Raw genomic sequence first — 20503 nt, 5'->3', positions numbered from 1 at the left:
AAGTATTTAAAATGAATATTCATGAATATCAAGCAAAAGAGATTTTAAGAAAATACGGCGTACCTACTTCCACCGGGCTAGTTGTTACGAAAACCGAAAAGATTAATGAAACCATAGATAAATTAAATACGGAAGTATATGTGGTTAAAGCACAAATACATGCCGGCGGTAGAGGTAAAGCAGGCGGTGTTAAGGTTGTTAAGAGTAAAGAAGAAGCCAAAAAAGTTGCTCATGACATGTTTGGTATTAATTTAGTAACGCATCAAACAGGACCTCAAGGACAAAAAGTAAACCGTCTTTATATCGAATCAGGTTATGAGATTTTAAAAGAATATTATTTTAGTATAGTATTTGATAGATCGGCTAGCTGTATTACTTTTATAGCTTCTACGGAAGGAGGAGTTGATATTGAAGAAGTAGCAAAAAAAACTCCGGAAAAAATTATTAAATTTTCCGTTGATCCTGCAACCGGTTTACAAGATTTTCATATGCGAGGCATAGCTTATGAGTTAGGCTTTAAGGATAACCAAGCTAAACAGATGAAAGAAATAGTAAAATCAGTCTATAATGCTTTTATTGAAACCGATGCAGCACAAATCGAAATCAACCCATTAATTGTAAATAGCGACGGGAACTTATTAGCTTTAGATGCAAAAATTACTTTTGACGATAACGGCTTATTGCGACATCCGAATATTATGGCAATGCGTGATCATGATGAAGAAGATCCTCTAGAAACTAGAGCAGCAAATGCAGGACTTAGCTATGTAAAAATGGACGGTAATATCGGTTGTATGGTTAACGGTGCCGGTCTTGCCATGGCCACTATGGATATTATTAAACTTTACGGTGCTTCACCTGCTAATTTCTTGGATGTCGGTGGTGGAGCTGATCGTGAGCGTGTAAAAGAAGCTTTAAAAATAATTTTATCTGATAAAGAAGTACAAGGGATTCTAGTGAATATTTTCGGCGGTATCATGCGTTGTGATATTATAGCAGAAGGGATTATTGCCGCTGCAAAAGACATAGGTATAAAAGTACCGTTAGTAGTTCGTCTAGCCGGTACAAACGTTGAAAAAGGCGAAGAAATTTTATCAAATTCTGGTTTAGAAATAATACCGGCACATGATTTAGCAGATGCGGCAAATAAAATAGTTGAAGCGATACGGTAGATAACCGTCATGAGCTATACAGGCATTGACCTTGTTGTATAGCTCGAAAAACCAGTTCAGTGTCATACCGTGTCTTGACCACAGTATCCATAAAAAATTAAAATAAGGACTGGATCACGTGATCAAGTCGCGGGATGACATCAAAGTAAAATAAAAACAATAAACATTATTTAACATGGCAATATTAATAAATAAAAAAACACAAGTTATCTGTCAGGGTTTTACTGGTTTACAAGGAACTTTTCACTCTGAACAAGCGATAGCGTACGGCACTAACATGGTTGGCGGTGTTACACCCGGCAAAGGCGGTCATACTCACCTTGATTTACCTGTATATAATACCGTACATGAAGCAAAAGCAAAAACCGGTGCAAATGCAAGCGTTATATATGTTCCGCCCGGCTTTGCCGCTGATTCGATATTAGAAGCAATCGATGCCGAAATTGAAGTAGTAGTATGTATAACGGAAGGAATTCCAGTGCTTGATATGGTGAAAGTAAAACGTGCTTTAGTCGGTTCTAAAACTAGATTAATCGGTCCTAACTGCCCTGGAGTTATCACACCGGGTGAATGTAAAATCGGTATTATGCCTGGGCATATTCATAAAAGAGGAACAATAGGTATTGTTTCAAGATCAGGTACTCTAACTTATGAAGCAGTAGCACAGACAACAGCCGTAGGACTTGGACAATCTACGTGTGTCGGTATAGGCGGCGATCCTGTTAATGGCACTAATTTTGTTGATTGTATTGAGATGTTTTTGAAAGATGATGAAACAAAAGCAATTATTATGATCGGTGAAATTGGCGGTAATGCAGAAGAAGATGCAGCTGAGTTTATCAAGCAGTCAAAAATCAAGAAACCTATAGTAAGCTTTATTGCAGGTATTACAGCACCTCCAGGTAAAAGAATGGGACATGCCGGAGCTATTATTGTCGGAAGAACAGGAAGTGCCGAAGATAAGCTGGAAGCTCTACAAAGTGCCAGCGTAATTATCACTAGATCCCCTGCTGATATCGGTAAAACTATGTTAGATTTACTAAATAAAGGCTAAAGTTATTCAAGAGCAATTGCTGTCATTCCTACTAGGCCTTGTTGCGTGGAGACTGAAGGTCATCATTGCGAGGAAATTACGTAAGTAATTGACGAAGCAATTTCAGGATGCTTGACAAGATTGCCACGTCGCTTTGCTCCTCACAATGATGATTTGGTACCCATGCAACAATGCTTTCACGGGAATAACATAAAAAGCATTTACTGGTCTACGCAACAATTCTTAAGAACTCTTAATTATCCCTAATTTCTTTAACTATATTTAGTAATTGTGGGAAATCTATTAACCCAGGTATTAATTTTGAATCGATTATATACGCAGGTACTCCTTGAATTCTAAGACTTCTAGCTATTTTCATATTTTGAGTAATTAAATCTTTAATCTCATTACTATCGGCAATTTCTTCAATTTCCGTAGCATTTAAGCCATTCTCAGTTAATAATTCTTTTACAGATTCCTTAGAAACATCTCTTATTTTTATTAATTCATCATGAACAGCTTTGAATTGACTTGGATTAACCTTATAAACGGCTAAAACTATTCTTGCAAGATATTCAGAAACATCTCCAAGGATAGGAAGCGGTCGTAATACAACTTTAACTTTTGGATCGTTTTGCAATAATTCATTTATAGAAACATCGCCTTTTTTACAATAAGAACAATTGTAATCATAAAAAGCAATTATTGTTACATCACCGTCTTTATTTCCTATAACAGGAAAGCTTGTGCTATCTTCAATACTTAACTTATTATCTTTTATATAGTTATTAACTTTAGTCTCATTTTCCTGTACTTTACGTTTTTGCAACCCTTCTATTGATTCTATTATTATTTCCGGAGTTTTAAGCAAATAATCTTTGATTATTTCTTGTACTCTTTCCTCTTCACATTTTCTTGCATCTCCGCTTTGTTTAACCTCAACGGAAACTGGATTTGTAGAATAAGTTTTCATTGTTTTGAAAACAAATAAAACTCCTATTATAACTATAAATATAACCAATATTTTACCTATAATATGCTGCATAAATACCTTTTTTAAAATTTTATATCTTCCTAAAGTCTAAGTAATTCTATATGTCATTCCCGCGAAAGCGGGAATGACATAAAACGAGCTATGTAACAAAGCCGGCTTGTCATCCGGTGTAGTAAAGTCCATTACTTCTGTCTTATTAATCTGCTCTGATCTCTTTTCCAGTCTTTTTCTTTAATTGACTCTCTTTTATCATGTAATTTCTTACCTTTAGCAATACCAAGTTCAACTTTCACTTTATTTTTTTTATTAAAATACATAGAAAGAGCTACTAGCGTATAGCCTTTTATTCTAATTCTACCGATAATTTTCTTTATCTCTTTAGTATGCAACAATAACTTACGCGGTCTACGAGTAGCATGATTAAATCTATTCGCTTTTTCATATTCTGCAATATGGCAGTTATACAAAAATACCTCATGTCCGGTATCTGCTGCATGACTTTCTTCTATAGAAGCTTTGCCTTGACGCAGAGACCGTACTTCACTACCCTTTAATACAATACCCACTTCTAATCTTTCTTCAATAAAATAATGAAAAAGAGCTTTCTTATTTTGTGCAATAACTTTCTTATATTCAGTCATATTTTTATAGATAGTGATGTTATGATGTTTTCAATTTGTTTTTTGGTACTATCGCTTGCTTCAGTTAATGGGGGTCTAATTTCATTTTCACATAAACCTAAATAATGTGCAGCATATTTTATCGGAATCGGATTAGATTCTACAAATAATGCTGTATATAAAGGTAGTAATTTCTGATGGATTTCTAATGCTCCTTTAGTATCGTTCTTATTCCATTTTTCTAATAGCTCTTTACATATATTAGGAACAATATTAGAGGCTACAGAAGTCCACCCCACCCCACCTTGAGCGTTAAAAGCTAAGACTACTTCATCATTACCGGTTAAAATATTGAAATCCTTTTTAACTGTTGCTCTGATCCGCAATGGACGTTCTAAATCTACACCACAATCTTTTAATGCTAAAATACGTGGTAGCTTGCTAAGTCTCAATATTGTCTCATCAGAAAAATCTACTCCGCTTCTAGTTGGAGCTGAATATAACATAATAGGTAGATTACACGCTTCATGCAATGCTTCAAAATGCTTATAAATCCCGTGTTGGGTAGGTTTGACATAAGATGGTGGACTAGCCATAAAACCATCTACGCCGATTTTTATAGATTCCGCTGCAAGTGCTCTTGCATAAGTAGTATTATTTGATGAACACCCGCTTATTATAGGAATACACTTATTAACGATTTCTACGCTAGTTTGCAGTAATAATTTATATTCTTCAAAGCTTAAACTACTACTTTCTCCCGTTGAGCCTGCAATTAATACTGCATCGACTTCATGCTTTATTTGATGTTTTACAATTCTCTCTAAAGCATATAAGTCTAACTTATTATCTTTAAAAGGTGTTATAAGTGCGGTAATTAAACCTTTAAATATGTTATGCATGATTTTTTTGATTTTAATTGTTTAGCTTATTAAATCATCATTGCGAGAAGAATTACGTAGTAATTCGACGAAGCAATCTCAGGAGTTTGTTATTATTTCATGAGATTACCACGCAGTCTACAACTGCTCGCAATGACGACCCAGTATCCATACACAGGCAATACCTCCTCACAATGACGTTTCTTCTACTCCCTAACAACACGCCTATACTCTTCTTTCAAACGATCTGCAATTTTATGATCATCAAAAATAATCTTTTTATTGCCAAGATCTATAGAATCAATATTTTGTACCTCAATTGCCGTGCCTGTAACAAAACATCCGGTAAAATCCTCTATTTGCTCTAATTTTAAACGCTCTTCTTTTACTTCTAGACCTAAATCTTTTGCAATTTCAATAATAGTCTGTCTTGTTATACCGTTTAAAAACCTATCGGCAATTGGAGTATATAATATTTTATCTTTAACAAAGAAAATATTTGTTGTAGTGCATTCAGCAATATATCCTTCATAATCAAGTAATAATGCATCCTCATAGCCAAGAGCCTTAGCTTCTTTTTTACTCGTTATTGCCATATTATATTGAGCGGCGGATTTAGATTGTACTGGGGTGCTATCAGGCATTGCTTTACGCCAGCGGCTTACATGCAAATTGATACCTTTCTCAACAGACCTTGGCATAGATGGAATACCGGCAATCAAAAGATTAGTAGATAAATACTGATTAGTGATATTTAGCGACTCGTCTCCGCACCAAATAAGCGGTCTTATATATGCATCCTTAATATTATTTTGTTTTATTACACGTTCATGAGCTTTTATTATCTCGTCTACATTATAAGGTACTTTCAAACCTAATGCTTCTGCTGATTTTATTAATCTTGCCGTATGTTCTTTTAGTTTAAAAACTTTGCCACTATAAGCTCTCTCACCCTCAAATACCGATCCTGAATAATGCAGGCTATGAGTCAAAACATGAATCCTTGCAAATTGATAAGGAACTAAATCACCGTTAATCCAAACATGCCAAAAAATTTGCTCGCGTTTTACCATTGTCATTAATCTATATTTATATTAAAGTATTGTCAATCGTCATGAGCTATACGGCCGTAGTTCTTATGTCATTCCTGCGAAAGCGGGAATCCAGTAGTATTTAACGTCATCCCGCGACTTGATCGCAGGATCTCAGAACACAGCCTGCGACATAAGATCCCGTGGTCACGCCACGGGATGACAATAGTGAAATACAATTTTTTTAAATTAAACGAGTATACATGCATACATATAAAGCACATATTTTAATCGTTGATGATGATAGCAGAATATTAGCACTTTTAAAGCAATTTTTAAATAAAAACGCGTTTTTAGTATCAACGGCAAGCTCAGTCATAGAAGCTAAAAATCTATTAAAAACTTCTAATTATGATTTAATTATTTTAGATGTTATGTTACCTGAAATAACAGGGCTTGATTTTGCTACTACTATAAGGGATGCCGGTAATAATATTCCTATAGTTATGCTTACTGCTTTATCGGAAGCCGATGACCGTGTTAAAGGACTTGAAGCCGGTGCCTCGGATTATATAACTAAACCCTTTGAACCGAGAGAATTATTACTTCGGATAAATAACTTAATCAATAATTATAATAACTTTAAAAAAGAAACGAATATAATTAAATTCGGCAATAATTTTTATAATTCCGATACAAAAGAATTTACCAAGAATAATCAAATTGTATCTCTTAGCTCTACTGAACAAAAATTACTTGAGATATTAATAAAAAATTCCGGTAAATCTACTAGTCGTTTTGAACTGTCAAAAATAATGGGAGGGCTTAGTATGCGTTCTATCGATGTACAAATTACAAGAATAAGAAGCAAAATAGAAGACAATCCAAAAGAGCCGAAATATTTAAAAACTGTGCGTAATGAGGGCTATGCACTTTATATCTAAATTATTACAGCATATTTCAAAGAGCTTCAGACAAGATGAATTTAAAAGCGAGCCTACACAGCGTATAAAAATACGTGAGCACAGACGACTCTTGAAAAATTTGCTTATATCAAGCTCTTTGAAATATGCTTTACCAAGAACATTATTTGTACGGTTTATGTTTATTATAATCATTCCGATTTTAATAGGACAAATCGTTGCTATATTTTTGTTTTACGATCGTCATTGGTATAATGTTTCATATTATACTAGTACTATTATTATAAATGAAATAGAATCATTGATTAAAGAACATAGAAATAATTCAAGAGAGATAACCCATTTATCGGAAAATTATCTTAATTTATCTTATCAGTTTCAACTTAATAAAAAGTTATCTATAAAACAGCCTAAATTAGGTGAACCTTTAACTATATTCAAAAATATTTTAGCTACAAAAATCCATGAAAAAAATATAGTTAAACTAAATAAGGAAAATAAAATTGAAGTATTTTTAGAATTAAAAGATGGAGTATTATATATTACTTTTCCTGCAAAGTTACTACTTAATCCTACAGTATATATATTTGTTTTATGGATTATATCTTTAACTGTTATATTACTTTCTATTTCTATTATTTTCTCCAAAAATCAAATTAAATCAATACTCACTCTTGCGGATAGCATGGATAAATTTGGTCGAGGTGTTTTAAAAGGCAAAAATTTCAAACCTTCAGGAGCCTTAGAAATAAGAAAAGCAGGGCTTGCTTTTTTAAAAATGAAAGCTCGTATTGAAAAACAAATTACTAAAAAAACCACTATGCTTGCTATGATTTCTCATGACCTGAGAACTCCTTTAACAAGAATGAAGCTACAACTTGAATTGATGGAAGAAAGCGAAGAAATTGAAGGGTTAAAACAAGATATATTAACTATGCAGCAAATGATAAATTCTTATTTAGATTTTGCTAAAGGTGAAAGTACAGAAGAATTTGAAGACATTTTATTATTACCTTGGATGGAACGTTTTTTTAACAAATGGTCACATGTAAATATTGAATTTATAAAATCTACTAATTTAGATAAACTAGCAGTATGCATTAAGCCGCATTCTTTTGAAAGAGCCTTGTCTAATTTAATCGGTAACGCTATAAAATATGGAACTAAAATTAAGATATCCTCAAAAGATAATTCATCTACCGTAGCTATAATTATTGAGGATAACGGTCCCGGTATAGATGATACGGAAACACACCTTGTATTTAAACCGTTTTATAGATCGGATAAAGCAAGACAGCTTGATAATGCAAGTAACGTAGGGCTTGGGCTTGCTATTACTAAAGAAATAATAAACGATCATAAAGGCTCTATTTATTTAGAAGATAGCAAGGATTTAGGCGGGCTATCGGTCAGAATCGAAATACCTAAAATATGATTACCGATGTTATTCCCGTGTAGATGCCAAATCGTCATTACAAGGATAGGCAAAAAGCCGAGGACGTGACAATCTCAGAAATTTTATATTGTTTCATGAGATTGCCACGCTCCTTTTAGTCGCTTGCAATGACGGGAAAATCGATCCATGCAGCAACATCTAAAATATAAAATAATGACTAACATAAAACATTTAGCAATAATAATGGACGGTAATGCTCGTTGGGCAGATCAGCATAACTTAACAAAATCTGAAGGGCATAAAGCAGGAGCCGATAAAATTCGTGAATTACTGCCTGAGTTTCTTAACCTTAACATACCTTATATAACTTTATATACTTTCTCTTCCGAAAATTGGCAACGCTCAAGCACGGAAGTAGATTTCTTAATAAAATTATTAAGTATTTATTTAAAAACCGAATTAAATAATTTACATAAAAACGGTGTTAAAATAAAAGTAATAGGTAGGCTGACTTTATTAAGTAGCTCATTGCAAAAACAAATAAATAATGCTATAGAATTAACAAAAAATAATAATAAAATAACGCTTTGTATAGCTTTTAGTTATGGAAGTCGTCAAGAAATAGTTGATGCCTGCACAAAAATTATTACAAGCGGTAAAAAAGCAGTAAGTGACAGCGATATACAACACGCTTTATATGATCCTGAAATGCCGGATGTAGATTTATTAATAAGACCGGGCGGGGTTTATCGCATCAGTAATTTCTTGCTTTGGCAAGCAGCTTATGCTGAATTATATTTCTCATCCAAATATTGGCCTGATTTTAATAAATATGATATACAAGAAGCTATAAATGATTACTCAAAAAGGAAAAGAACATTTGGTAAAAGATAAACAAAAATCAAACATATATTTAAGAATCCTGTCCGGTATAGTTTTAGTTCTGTTATTTGTCATAGCTATATTATGGTGTAAGCCTTTATTCTATATTCTAATGATATTAGTAGGTACGGGAATGTTAAGTGAATGGTATAATATGACCTACTCTTCTATTCCTGATCTATTAATCGGGCTAATTATTATTCCGATTCCTATAAGCCTATTAATATTTTTAAGTATGGAAGACACCAATAGATGGCTTATTATGCTTTATTTTTGCATAATGTGGTCGGTAGATACTTTCGCTATGATTGGCGGCAAAACTTTTAAAGGAGCAAAACTTGCTCCGAAACTTAGTCCTAACAAAACCTGCAGCGGTTTAGTGACGGGAGTATTATCAGCAGGTTTAGTTGCGGTATTAGTTAGTTTTATACCAAACTTTCATATTGAAAATTACTATTTTTCAAATAAAATTTATTTGTTTATAATTAGTTGTATATTAGCACTAATAGCTCAATTAAGTGATTTATTTATTTCACATTTTAAGCGAAAATTTAATATTAAAGACAGCAGTCATATAATACCCGGTCATGGAGGAGTACTAGACAGATTTGATAGTATTATTTTAACCGCTCTGATATTATTTCTTATGAATATATATTTATGATAATACATTTAAATAATCATTCTAAAAAAATAATTTTAAATATCTTTTTAGCTTTACTGCTTGGATATTTTGTTTTTCATTGCATATATGGTAACAAAGGGATTATTGCATATTTAAAAGTAAATAGGCAGCTTGAAAAAGCTTATGATGAACTAAAAGGCTTACGAGCAGAAAGAGTAGAACTTGAGCATAACGTCAAATTACTGCGAACGGAATCTCTAAATAAAGATATGTTAGAAGAACACGCAAAGAAAGTTTTAGGAGTAGCTGCTCCAAATGAGCAGGTGTTTAATCACCAATAACAAAACTTTGTTGTCATCCCGCGACTTGATCGCGATATCCAGTCTTTTTTAATTTTTTTTTGATACCGTGGTCAAGCCACGGTATGACACAGAACGCGTTTTTCGATCCGTACAACAACATTATTGATTCAAAGGAATTACAAATCATTTATGACTATAAAAATTTATCAAAACGACCTACCTAATAATTTTACACTTGAAGGAGATCTAGCTATAGATACCGAAACAATGGGACTAAATCTCCATAGAGATAAACTATGTTTGCTACAATTTAGTAACGGCAATGGTGAAGCTCATCTTGTGCATTTTACAAATCAAGATTATACAGCTCCTAATGTAAAAGCATTATTACTAGATAAAACTAGATGTAAGATATTTCATTTTGCTAGATTTGATCTAGCATCCATAAAAAAATATTTAAGTATAGATTTAGAAAATATCTTTTGTACTAAAATATCTTCAAAACTAGTTAGAACTTATACCGATAGTCATGGGCTTAAGGATTTGTGCCGAGAATTGCTTAATATAAATATTTCAAAACAACAACAATCTTCTTATTGGGGTGCAGATAATTTATCTTCAGAACAAAAAGAATATGCAGCAAAAGATGTGCTTTATTTGCATCAGTTAAAAGATATTTTACAAAAAATGCTACTTAAAGAAAATAGGTATGAACTTGCCCAAGATATTTTCCGTTTTTTACCGATAAGAGCTAATTTAGACCTTATCGGTTGGAATGAAATTGATATTTTCATGCATTAGTTTATTAATACCATTTATTGACTTCAGGTATAAAATCAGACGCACTATTTAATAGTCTATCTGTAATAAATTTTAATTAATAATTGAAGACTTTTGCAGAAATAGCAGTTCCTATTTCAAAAAAATCTTATAATTTACAGCAAAAAAAATTAAATTACCGGTTAAAATTTATTACAGGCAGTCTATTAGTAGCTAATTGATTTTTTTAAATTACTGAGCCTACAATAGACTTATTGCATAATGTAGCTAATAAGAAAGCATTTGAAGAAAACACGGAAACACTTACCACCGCAGCGTACATAAAAATACGTAAGGATGTGAGTACCGGATTGACATACAAATTTACCCTGAGACGCAAGTTATACAAAAAGTTTAATTAATTAGTAACTAAAAGGGGGTTTTTATGACTAATAGAAAAAAAATAGACGTGTTAGATTCAGAGTCAGATTTAAATCTAAGTCTAGATAGTATAGCAAACCTCTGTTATCCTAGGATAATAACTTGTGAAACAGAAGAAGATACTTTTAAGTATTGATGGCGGTGTTTTTGCCGCATTTTGGTAGGCAGCTAATTATATAATAGATAAAATATTAATGCTAATAAACAATATTTACTATTACCTTAGAGAAGGGACATTATGAAACTTCATCTTATCAGAGTTATAAGGGTGCTTCACAAGGTACTTACCATAATAATTGCAGTAATTTTATAAATGAGACGAAGCAGCATTATGACTCTTCATTAGATAAACATAAGGAGGTAGTTCTAGGTTATACTACTACTTTTTTTTGGGTTAGTATGGTAGGTTATACAATAAAAGTATACTAGGTGTCATACTGCGACTTGACCACGGTATTTAAAAACAACTTAAAGTACTAATAATTTTAGTATTTTAAACTAGATCCCACGGTCGCGGGATGACAGATTCAAAAAATAATATACTTCTGATAAATGAAAAGTAGATAGACACAGTTTAATTTGGAAAGAGCAAGGAATCTGTAAGCCGAGGAGCGGAGCATATACTTAATACGTGAGCATCCAAAGACTTACCAAAACGACGTAGCCAATTTTCCAAATTAAACGAGTATATTCACAATTTTACGAGGAACGAGGATAATCTTCTGCGGCTCTTTCCCTTCTAAGAACTTTTGTATCTTTGGCAAACTGACGGTAACTTGCTTTATTTCATCTTCACTTACGGAAGTTTTAAACTCATAGGTATCACGGAGTTTGCCGTTAACCTGCACTGCCATAATATATGTATCTAACTCTAGCATTGATTCATCAAATGCAGGAAAAGACAAATTATATAATCGCTCTTTATTGCCAAGCTTTTGCCAAATTTCTTCCGTAATATGCGGGATAAAAGGATTTAGTAGCTGTACTAAAACATTAAAGCCATGCCTTACGGTTTTAACATCAATTTGATCTTTGGATATTTCAGCAGATATAGCATTAGAAAGCTCACGCATACGTGCTATTGCTCTGTTTAGGGCAAAATGCTTTATATCTTCGGCGACGTGCTTTATTGTAAAATGTACTAACCTATTAAGCTCTTTATTAACCTCGCTACTCACATCATCTTTTAAAGAATCTATCGCCTTAAACATATACTCAAGCTTATTAATAAAACGTGAGCAGCCTTCAATACCGCTTGCCGACCATTCTAGATCTTTCTCAGGCGGACTATCGGATAGTACAAAAAGCCTAATAGCATCTGCCCCATATTGCTCTTGCATTGTCTCAAGATCGATGAGATTCTTTTTAGACTTACTCATCTTTTCAATGCGTCCCTGCACTACTCTATTATTGCTTTCTTTATGAAAAAATTCATTACCCTTTTTAACTACTTCTTCAGGATATAACCAATTATTATGTTCATCTTTGTAAGTGGCATGCAGCACCATACCTTGAGTAAATAGCCCTTTAAAAGGCTCTCGAACGCTTACGTAATTCTGTTCGTTCATTACTTTTGTGAAAAACCTTGCATATAATAAATGCATTACCGCATGTTCAATGCCGCCTATATATTTATCAACCGGTAGCCAGTAATCACAAGCTTTTTTATCAGTCATCTCTGTAGCATTGCTATTGCAATATCTCGTAAAATACCAAGATGATTCAAAAAATGTATCAAAAGTATCGGTTTCACGCACAGCCGGCTTATCGCATTTCGGACAATGAACATGTTTCCAACTAGGATGATGATCAAGTGGATTACCGTGACCGTCAAAATTGACATCATCAGGTAAAGTAACGGGTAAGTCTTTGTAAGGTACGGGCACTATGCCACAAATTTCGCAGTGAATCATAGGAATAGGACATCCCCAAAAGCGCTGCCTTGAAATCCCCCAATCTTTTAGACGATAATTTACGCTGCGTTTACCTATACCTAGTTTCTCAAATTCTCCGATGACTTCTTGTTTTGCTTCGTTACTAGTTAAGCCGTTTAGAAAATCCGAATTAATTAAAATTCCATCTTCCGTATAAGCGCTCTTTTGTACATCCATATCTGCTTTAATTACTTGTTTAATAGATAAATTCATTTTAACAGCTAATTCATGGTCACATTCGTCATGAGCAGGGCAACCAAATATTGCACCAGTGCCATAATCCATTAGCACAAAATTAGTAATAATAACCGGTAAAACTATATTTGAATCGAAAGGATGAGTAACAAAAAGACCGGTAAATACACCTTCCTTTTCAGCCTTTTCTAGTTCGCTACTTCTTGTAATATGCGAGCATTGAGTTATAAAAGCAAGTATTTCAGGCGTTTTAGAAACTAACTGCTCTATTATCGGATGATTAAAGGCAATTCCTATAAAGCTAGCACCAAAAATGGTTTCAGGTTTGGTTGAGAATACTTCTATAGTAGTCTCTTCATTATCCTTAATTTTGAAATGAAAATTAGCACCTATCGATTTACCTATCCATTTCTCTTGCATAGACCGAACAGCTTCAGGCCACTCTTTTAAATTCTGAATTTCGTTTAATAATTCTTCAGCATAATCGGTAATTTTTAAGAACCATTGCTTTAAATAACGTTTTGCAACTATTGCACCTGAACGCCAACCACGCCCGTCTACAACTTGTTCATTCGCAAGCACGGTATTATCAACCGGATCCCAATTAACCAATGATTCTTTTTGATAAGCAAGATTTCGTTCATAAAGCTCTAAAAAGAATTTCTGCTCATGTTTATAATACTCAGGATTGCAACTATTTATCTCTCTAGACCAATCATAAGAAAAGCCCATAGATTTTAGCTGCTTTTTCATATTCTTGATATTAGAATATGTCCATTTTTTTGGGTAAGAATTATTGTTTATTGCGGCATTTTCGGCAGGTAGCCCGAAAGCATCCCAGCCCATCGGATGAAGTACATTAAAACCTTGCATAGTCATAAACCTTGCAATAACATCACCTATAGAATAGTTGCGTACGTGACCTACATGGATTTTACCGGAAGGATAAGGCAGCATTTCAAGTACGTAATATTTTGGCTTGCTACTCGCGTTTGATACCTCAAAAGCTTTTTCTTCTTGCCAAATGTACTGCCATTTTTGTTCTATTTGGTTCATATTTTTTTAATTTATATACTGCATCGTCATTGCAAGCAGTCGTAGACTGCACGGCAATCTTATCAAATATCCTGAGATTGCTTTGTCAATTACTCCGTAATTTCCTCGCAATGACGGCAGCACTGTTATTACCTCACACTATTAATATATATCTCTCTAGCTTTTCTTAAAATTTTATCTTCAAGCGTGATAGCAAGATTTGAGGTGTTTTCATTAAGTACCCATTGTTTATTTTTAAGCACTTCTTCAAATACTTTCACTTCGATTGAATCAGGGCTGATTACATCGTCTTTAATAAATATATTTATTTTAAATCGAAAATTAGGATTAGAACGTGGGCTATACCATTCCGTAATAATCACGCCGCCGTTTGAGTCGGCTGATGCAAGAGGAGCAACACTTATAGTCTCTAATGCTGCTTGCCAGAGATATTTATTAACTGAACCTCCTACAGCTTTAGTAGATTCATTCTTAACCCTACCCGGTCTAAAAACTAATCCTTCTTCACCTGCTATAGAACCTACTTCGTCCCATTTCTGCTCTCGTTCTGTTTTTGGATAATCACCCGCTAAAATACTAGTACTTATTGCACTCAGTATAATTACAAAAAATAATCCGATAATTTTCTTCATAACCAATATTTAATTAGTGTGCTTGAGGGAAATAATAGAGAAGCTTTAGCTATTAGTCAAAAATTATTTCTTCCCACCACTCTTTGGCATTGTTATATGGCTCAAAAAAACCCACTCGATGTCATGCCCACCTATGCGGGAATGACATAGGGCAGATTTAATTATTTCTCAGAAATAAATTCAAAACGTGGAATATTTCTGCCGTGTAATAAAACCTTTTCGTTAAACATTTCAAGCGGCCTTACCCAGAAGCTGGAAATTATCATATAACTCTTGCAAAGTTTCAGTATGTTTTGCAGTATCTATAACTTGATATAATTTTTCTTTGTAATACTTATATATTCCGGTTCTCATAACACTTACACCTTAACAGGCATGACAACAAAAATATCTTTAGGATTCTCAGGAAATTTAATAAGTACCGGTGCTGAAACATCTGAAAAATATAGTTCTACTAAATCCGATTTCACTGCTTTTAAGACATCTTCCAAATATTGCGGGTTAAAGCCTATAGCTAAAGACTCATCACTATTATATTCATAAAAACTTTCCTTATCCTGTGAAGAATTAATAACCTCTTTTGCGTTGCCTCTTGCTTCACCGACAGCACTAATCTCTAAGGTTTCACGAGATAACGATAATTTTACTGCTCTAAATTTTTCAACGGTTATTATCGCTATCCTTTCTATACTATCTGCAAACATTTTTCGATTAATGACTAATTGTGAGCTGCTGCTTTCCGGAATAAAAGTACTATAATCAGGGAAAGTACCGTCTATAAGCTTTGATAGCATAATAGTATTTTCGTTACATATAAATTTAATCTTATTGCTATTTAATAAAATTTCTATATCTTCATTTATATTTTTAGGATCTTTAACGATTTTTAAAATTTCCTCTGCACTTTTTTGGGGTAATATAACGCCAAAATTCTTTATTGGTTTTTCTAATGTTACCCATGAAATCGAAAGTCTATGCCCATCGGTACTTGCCGAACAAAACTCTTTGTCTTTTATGTGTAAATAAACACCGTTTAAATTATAACGAGTTTCATCTAAAGAAATCGAAAATTTTGTCGATTCGATTATTTTAGCAAAATCCGTGCAGGAAATTTTAAAACTTGCTTCAGGATTAATACTATCCATTGCAGGAAAAGAACTAACCGGCAAAGTAAATAAATTAAATTTACAATTTTTTCCTTTGATCTCAAGTCCCGTTGTACCGAGATCTGTTAATGTAAGCTCAGAATCCGGAAATTTTCGGACTATATCATTTAGAGTTTTCGTAGAAACGGTACATTCACCTTCACTTACTACCTGTACTGCTATTTTTTGACTTAAGTACAAATCCATATTAGTAGCACTAAGCTCTAGATTGCCGTCTTGTGCCGATAATTTAATGTTTGCATATTCAGGTATGACATTACGTTTTTCAACAACGGAACTTGCAAACCCTAGGGACTGAACTAATGTTTTTGTTTCAACTATTAATTTTAACATATTGTTATTCTCTTAATGTTCCTTGAAATTTTTGTGAGATGGCAGCAACTAAATCTTTACTGAACGAATTTAAATCAGTATCAGATAACGTCCGATCATCTGCTTGTAGCTCTATTTTAACCGCTATAGATTTTTTACCTTCAGGTAATTTATCACCGCTATAAATATCAAATAATATAACTGATTTGATAAGCTTTTTATTAAAATTATTTATATATGCTATTATTTCACCGACTCTATGATCTTGACCAACAATAAATGCGTAATCTCTAAAATTAGCTTGGAAATCCGATACTGCAAATTCGTCTCTTTTACCAAATTTAGTTTTTATCAACGGCAAATTCGTAATATTCAGCTCGAATGCAAATATTGCCTGATTAATATCGTAATATTTCAAGATTTTAGGGTGTATCTGCCCAAAATGACCTAATAAATTTTTACCAAGCCCTATATTTACTGCTCTAGTTGGATGATAATATTGTGGCAATGCTGCCCCATTTGTTGCTATACATTTATCTATAGATAGTCCTGCATAATCAGCTACCAACTCTAAATCGCCTTTAAGATCAAAAACATCATAGCCTCGTCCAAGCGAATGAGGGTTTTTATTATTATATGAACCGCTTATAATTGCCGTCAAATAAGTTGCTTCCGTATTTAAATCTATAAAACTTGGTCCAACTTCAAAAAAAGCCATATCTTTTATAGAGCGTGCTAGATTTTTACTTACTATACTTAACAAATTCGGCAATATAGTAGGACGCATATAATTGTCTCCTATGCTAATAGGATTAAGCAAAAATAACTCTTCTTTTAATTCAGCAAACAACTTTGCATCTTCACTACTCATAAAAGAGTTAGTTACTACCTCATCATAACCTTTGCTTGCTAATATCCTTTTAAAACTAGATATTCTTTTATGCTCTCTTAGCTTATTATTATCTTGGTCTAGTTCAGGTAATTTTATACTCTCTATTTTATCATAGCCGTAAATACGAGCGATTTCTTCAGCTATATCTTCTAAAATAGTTATATCGTGACGCCAAGAAGGAGCTATTACCTTTATAATCTCACCTTTAACATCCGTAATAAATCCTAGTTTATTTAATATGGCTTCTATCGCTTTGATATTTAGTTTAATTCCTGTAATTTTTTCTAAATAACATGCTGAAAAATCTAAAGGTTTTTTTTGTGACTCTTTTTCACCGACTTTCACTACTTCCGATACTTCACCGTGTCCGCATATTGACAAAATAAGATTAGTTGCTATATCCAAAGCCTTTTCCGTAAAATTTCTATCGATATTACGCTCATTACGATATCTAGCATCCGTATCAATTTGGAACCTTCGCCCGCTAGCTGCAACCATTTTAGCATTAAAACAAGCAGCCTCGAGTATTATATTAGTCGTACTATCAGTACAACTACTATCAGCCCCGCCAATAACACCGGCCAGACCTTGAATACCGCTTTCATCTTTTATAACTAAATCATTTTCTGTAAGTAAATATTCTTTGCCGTTTAGGGCGTGGCATTTAGCTACGTCATTGCGAGGCTGCAAAGCAGCCGTGGCAATCTCATTTTGTTGTCCTAAGATTGCTTTGTCGCTACGCTTCTCACAATGACGTGCTACAGTAATTCCCCCTTTTATCCTATCTGCATCGTAAGCATGCATCGGCTGCCCAAAACTATAGGAAATATAATTTGTTACATCCACTAAGCTTGAAATAGTTTTTACCCCAACATTTTTTAATAATTTCTGTAACCAATCAGGGCTTGGTTTATTTTTTAAATTTCTTATCTCTCTAAAAGTAAATAACGGACAGGCTTCCTTATCTTGCACGTTAAGCTTCATTTTAGAAAAAAATGTACTCTTTATTGCCGAAATTTCTAGCTCTTTAAGTATGCCTATTCCTTTAGCTGCTAAATCTCTTGCGATGCCGTAAACTCCAAGTGCATCACCACGATTAGGAGTAACGTTAATAACAAATATAGGATCATCTAAACCGTAATATTTAGTAAAATTCTCTCCAACTACGGCATCTTCAGATAGCTCTATAATCCCTTCAGACTCTGAAGCTAGCAGTAATTCCTCTTCAGAGCAAAGCATACCACAGCTTTTTTCGCCTCTAATAACAGATTCCTTAATCTTAAATTTACCGTTTGGTATTTCTATTCCGATATTTGCAAGTACTACTTTTATACCTGCTCTTGCATTACACGCACCACAAACTATTTGCAACATACCACTTTTAGTCTCAACATCACAAAGCTTTAATTTATCAGCTGATGGGTGAGGTTTAATATTTGTAATATATGCTACTTCAAACTTTTGTAATTCCGCTGCTTTATCTATCACCTCTTCCACTTCAAGGCCAATAGCTGTTAGGGCTTCGGCAATTTCAGTAATTGAAGCCGATGTCTCTAAAAATTGTTTTAACCATGATAACGTAAATTTCATTTCGTAAGCCCTCCTGCTAAATTCGGTATATCAAAGCTCCCAAAATTATAATGTTTAAGCCAACGCATATCTCCTTCAAAAAATTGTCTTAAATCTTTGATATTATATTTTAACATTGCAAAACGCTCTACTCCAAGCCCAAAAGCAAAACCTTGATACTCGCTGCTATCGATACCAACATTTTTAAGAACGTTTGGATGAACCATCCCGCAACCGAGGACCTCAAGCCATTTATCGTTTTTATTCATCCGAATATCAACTTCGGCAGAAGGTTCGGTAAATGGGAAAAAGCTGGGTCTAAAACGTAATTCAATATTAGCATTTTCAAAAAAGCTTTTTATAAATGTCGTGATAACATATTTTAAATGCCCCATATTGATATTTTTATCCATAACAAGCCCTTCTATTTGGTGGAACATTGGCGTATGCGTCATATCCGAATCCGATCTATAAGTCCTACCCGGTGCTATAAACCTAAAAGGCGGTTTGCCGTTTTTCATAGCTCTAATCTGCACTGTTGAAGTATGAGTACGTAATAACAGCGGCTTATTATTTTCCTGACTTTTCAAATAAAAAGTATCATGCATTTGCCTTGCAGGATGATCATCTTCAAAATTGAGAGCGGTAAAATTATGAAAATCATTCTCGATATTCGGTCCGTTTTCTATAGTAAAACCAAACTGCGAAAATACTTGTATTAACTCCTCACTACATTGTGTTATTGGATGAATAGAACCTTGTTTATATCTCCGTGCAGGGATTGTTAAATCAATTTTATCGGCAGCAAGTTTAAAATTTAGTTCCTGCTCCTCTAAAATTTCTGCTTTTGCTTTTATTATATTCTGTATTTTATCTTTTAATTTATTGATTTTTAAGCCAAATTCTTTACGTTCCTGTTCATTTAAACTACCTAATTTTTTAAGCTCACCGGTCACTATACCGTTCTTGCCTAAAAATTCTACTTTATATTCTTGCAGAGCTTGTAAGTTTTGTACTAATAAGATTTTGTCCTCAGCAAGCCTTAATATTGTTTCTATATTTTCCATGATTGTTTTTTTTGTTTTTGATTTTTTATTGTACGGTAGAACGTCATTGCGAACGGGCATTGTTGCGTGGACCTGTTTATCCGTCATTGCATTGATGAAGCAATCCAGTTAAAATTCTGTACATCAGAATTTTTTTAATTATTTTCTGGATTGCCGCGTCACCTACGGCTCCTTACAATGACGACCTTCAGTATCTACGCAACAATACCTCCCTGCAATGACGTTAAACCAACATACACTTCATATAATTCTCTTCTATTGCCACCAACTTCGCTTTAAATATCTGCCCTATTTCTAAAGGTTTATCTAGCTTTACCGGAATAAAATTTTCGGTATGGGCAATATTATTATTCTCTACTAATAACTCCAATTTCTGTCCTATATGTTTTTTAAAGAATGCGGTCAACTGGTTTTGCCCTTCTTGCCTTAAAATTGCTGCCCTTTCTTTTCTTATATTTTTAGGTACTTGTGGCATACGTGCTGCAGGCGTTCCTTCTCTTTCCGAATAAGGAAAAACATGTAAATATTGTAATTCCGCTTCTAAAATTAATTTTCTTGTATTTTCAAACATTTCAGGGGTTTCAGTCGGGAAACCAGCTATAATATCCGCACCAAAAGATA

19 protein-coding genes and 2 pseudogenes are annotated in these 20503 nt (G+C 33.5%); 9 read left to right on the top strand and 12 right to left on the bottom strand.

What is annotated here, in order from left to right; translation table 11 throughout:
- Nucleotides 1–11 precede the first annotated feature (11 nt).
- Together sucC and sucD are read left to right on the top strand one after the other, a co-directional pair.
- On the top strand, nucleotides 12–1172 hold the full coding sequence (sucC, locus tag BG75_RS03550) for an ADP-forming succinate--CoA ligase subunit beta (protein WP_062811466.1): 1161 nt from the start codon (nucleotides 12–14) through the stop codon (nucleotides 1170–1172).
- A 175-nt stretch (nucleotides 1173–1347) separates the two neighbouring features.
- Nucleotides 1348–2226, top strand: a complete 879-nt coding sequence (sucD, locus tag BG75_RS03545; protein ID WP_062811465.1) for a succinate--CoA ligase subunit alpha — start codon at nucleotides 1348–1350, stop codon at nucleotides 2224–2226.
- A gap of 232 nt (nucleotides 2227–2458) precedes the next feature.
- Here sucD and BG75_RS03540 read toward each other — a convergent pair whose 3' ends face one another.
- The 4 genes from BG75_RS03540 to BG75_RS03525 all read right to left on the bottom strand — a co-directional run bounded on the left by BG75_RS03540 (nucleotide 2459) and on the right by BG75_RS03525 (nucleotide 5779).
- Nucleotides 2459–3250, bottom strand: a complete 792-nt coding sequence (locus tag BG75_RS03540; RefSeq protein ID WP_062811464.1) for a DsbA family protein — start codon at nucleotides 3248–3250, stop codon at nucleotides 2459–2461.
- 131 nt (nucleotides 3251–3381) lie between these two features.
- Entirely contained in the window at nucleotides 3382–3840 is a 459-nt protein-coding gene (smpB, locus tag BG75_RS03535; RefSeq protein WP_062811463.1) for an SsrA-binding protein SmpB, read from the bottom strand.
- Complete coding sequence (gene dapA, locus BG75_RS03530; protein ID WP_062811462.1) at nucleotides 3837–4721, bottom strand: 4-hydroxy-tetrahydrodipicolinate synthase; 885 nt, start codon at nucleotides 4719–4721, stop codon at nucleotides 3837–3839. Before dapA ends, smpB begins: the two co-directional genes overlap by 4 nt.
- A 185-nt stretch (nucleotides 4722–4906) precedes the next feature.
- Entirely contained in the window at nucleotides 4907–5779 is an 873-nt protein-coding gene (locus BG75_RS03525) for a branched-chain amino acid transaminase (RefSeq protein ID WP_062811461.1), read from the bottom strand.
- A 215-nt stretch (nucleotides 5780–5994) separates the two neighbouring features.
- Here BG75_RS03525 and BG75_RS03520 point away from each other — a divergent pair, with 215 nt between their 5' ends.
- From BG75_RS03520 to BG75_RS09780, 7 genes and pseudogenes are all read left to right on the top strand, one after another.
- Complete coding sequence (locus BG75_RS03520) at nucleotides 5995–6675, top strand: response regulator transcription factor (RefSeq protein ID WP_012150784.1); 681 nt, start codon at nucleotides 5995–5997, stop codon at nucleotides 6673–6675.
- Nucleotides 6659–8089, top strand: a complete 1431-nt coding sequence (locus tag BG75_RS03515; RefSeq protein ID WP_217284875.1) for an ATP-binding protein — start codon at nucleotides 6659–6661, stop codon at nucleotides 8087–8089. Before BG75_RS03520 ends, BG75_RS03515 begins: the two co-directional genes overlap by 17 nt.
- Before the next feature lie 147 nt (nucleotides 8090–8236).
- On the top strand, nucleotides 8237–8944 hold the full coding sequence (uppS, locus tag BG75_RS03510) for a polyprenyl diphosphate synthase (protein WP_217284874.1): 708 nt from the start codon (nucleotides 8237–8239) through the stop codon (nucleotides 8942–8944).
- On the top strand, nucleotides 8904–9596 hold the full coding sequence (locus BG75_RS03505) for a phosphatidate cytidylyltransferase (protein WP_062811459.1): 693 nt from the start codon (nucleotides 8904–8906) through the stop codon (nucleotides 9594–9596). The genes uppS and BG75_RS03505 overlap by 41 nt, the downstream gene beginning before the upstream one ends.
- Entirely contained in the window at nucleotides 9593–9898 is a 306-nt protein-coding gene (locus BG75_RS03500; RefSeq protein ID WP_062811458.1) for an FtsB family cell division protein, read from the top strand. The genes BG75_RS03505 and BG75_RS03500 overlap by 4 nt, the downstream gene beginning before the upstream one ends.
- A 150-nt stretch (nucleotides 9899–10048) precedes the next feature.
- Nucleotides 10049–10660 (top strand): ribonuclease D, encoded by a 612-nt coding sequence (locus BG75_RS03495; protein WP_012150780.1) that lies wholly within the window; start codon nucleotides 10049–10051, stop codon nucleotides 10658–10660.
- Nucleotides 10661–11643: 983 nt separating this feature from the next.
- Nucleotides 11644–11740, top strand: a pseudogene (locus BG75_RS09780) (palindromic element RPE5 domain-containing protein); the annotation flags it as partial.
- Here BG75_RS09780 and leuS read toward each other — a convergent pair.
- The 8 genes and pseudogenes from leuS to BG75_RS09765 form a co-directional block, all read right to left on the bottom strand.
- The gene (gene leuS / locus BG75_RS03490; RefSeq protein ID WP_062811457.1) at nucleotides 11737–14244 is read right to left on the bottom strand and encodes a leucine--tRNA ligase; all 2508 of its coding nucleotides are present in this window, start codon (nucleotides 14242–14244) and stop codon (nucleotides 11737–11739) included. The pseudogene BG75_RS09780 and the gene leuS overlap by 4 nt on opposite strands.
- A gap of 128 nt (nucleotides 14245–14372) precedes the next feature.
- The gene (locus tag BG75_RS03485; protein ID WP_062811456.1) at nucleotides 14373–14876 is read right to left on the bottom strand and encodes a DUF3576 domain-containing protein; all 504 of its coding nucleotides are present in this window, start codon (nucleotides 14874–14876) and stop codon (nucleotides 14373–14375) included.
- A 161-nt stretch (nucleotides 14877–15037) separates the two neighbouring features.
- Nucleotides 15038–15106, bottom strand: a complete 69-nt coding sequence (locus tag BG75_RS09775; protein ID WP_252903726.1) for a hypothetical protein — start codon at nucleotides 15104–15106, stop codon at nucleotides 15038–15040.
- Between the two features lies 1 nt (nucleotide 15107).
- Nucleotides 15108–15230, bottom strand: coding sequence for a DUF1653 domain-containing protein (locus BG75_RS09770; RefSeq protein WP_062811455.1), 123 nt, complete (start codon nucleotides 15228–15230; stop codon nucleotides 15108–15110).
- Between the two features lie 5 nt (nucleotides 15231–15235).
- On the bottom strand, nucleotides 15236–16375 hold the full coding sequence (gene dnaN / locus BG75_RS03475; protein WP_062811454.1) for a DNA polymerase III subunit beta: 1140 nt from the start codon (nucleotides 16373–16375) through the stop codon (nucleotides 15236–15238).
- 4 nt (nucleotides 16376–16379) lie between these two features.
- Nucleotides 16380–18836, bottom strand: a complete 2457-nt coding sequence (pheT, locus tag BG75_RS03470; RefSeq protein ID WP_062811453.1) for a phenylalanine--tRNA ligase subunit beta — start codon at nucleotides 18834–18836, stop codon at nucleotides 16380–16382.
- Entirely contained in the window at nucleotides 18833–19882 is a 1050-nt protein-coding gene (gene pheS / locus BG75_RS03465; protein ID WP_062811875.1) for a phenylalanine--tRNA ligase subunit alpha, read from the bottom strand. The genes pheT and pheS overlap by 4 nt, the downstream gene beginning before the upstream one ends.
- 223 nt (nucleotides 19883–20105) lie before the next feature.
- Nucleotides 20106–20503 (bottom strand): annotated as a pseudogene (locus tag BG75_RS09765) (tRNA (N(6)-L-threonylcarbamoyladenosine(37)-C(2))-methylthiotransferase MtaB); the annotation flags it as partial.

This window comes from Rickettsia endosymbiont of Proechinophthirus fluctus, from assembly GCF_001602635.1.
GTDB classification, from domain to species: domain Bacteria; phylum Pseudomonadota; class Alphaproteobacteria; order Rickettsiales; family Rickettsiaceae; genus Rickettsia; species Rickettsia rickettsii.
The sequence above is the reverse complement of the archived record's forward strand: the minus strand, read 5'-3'. Positions and strand labels throughout refer to the sequence as shown.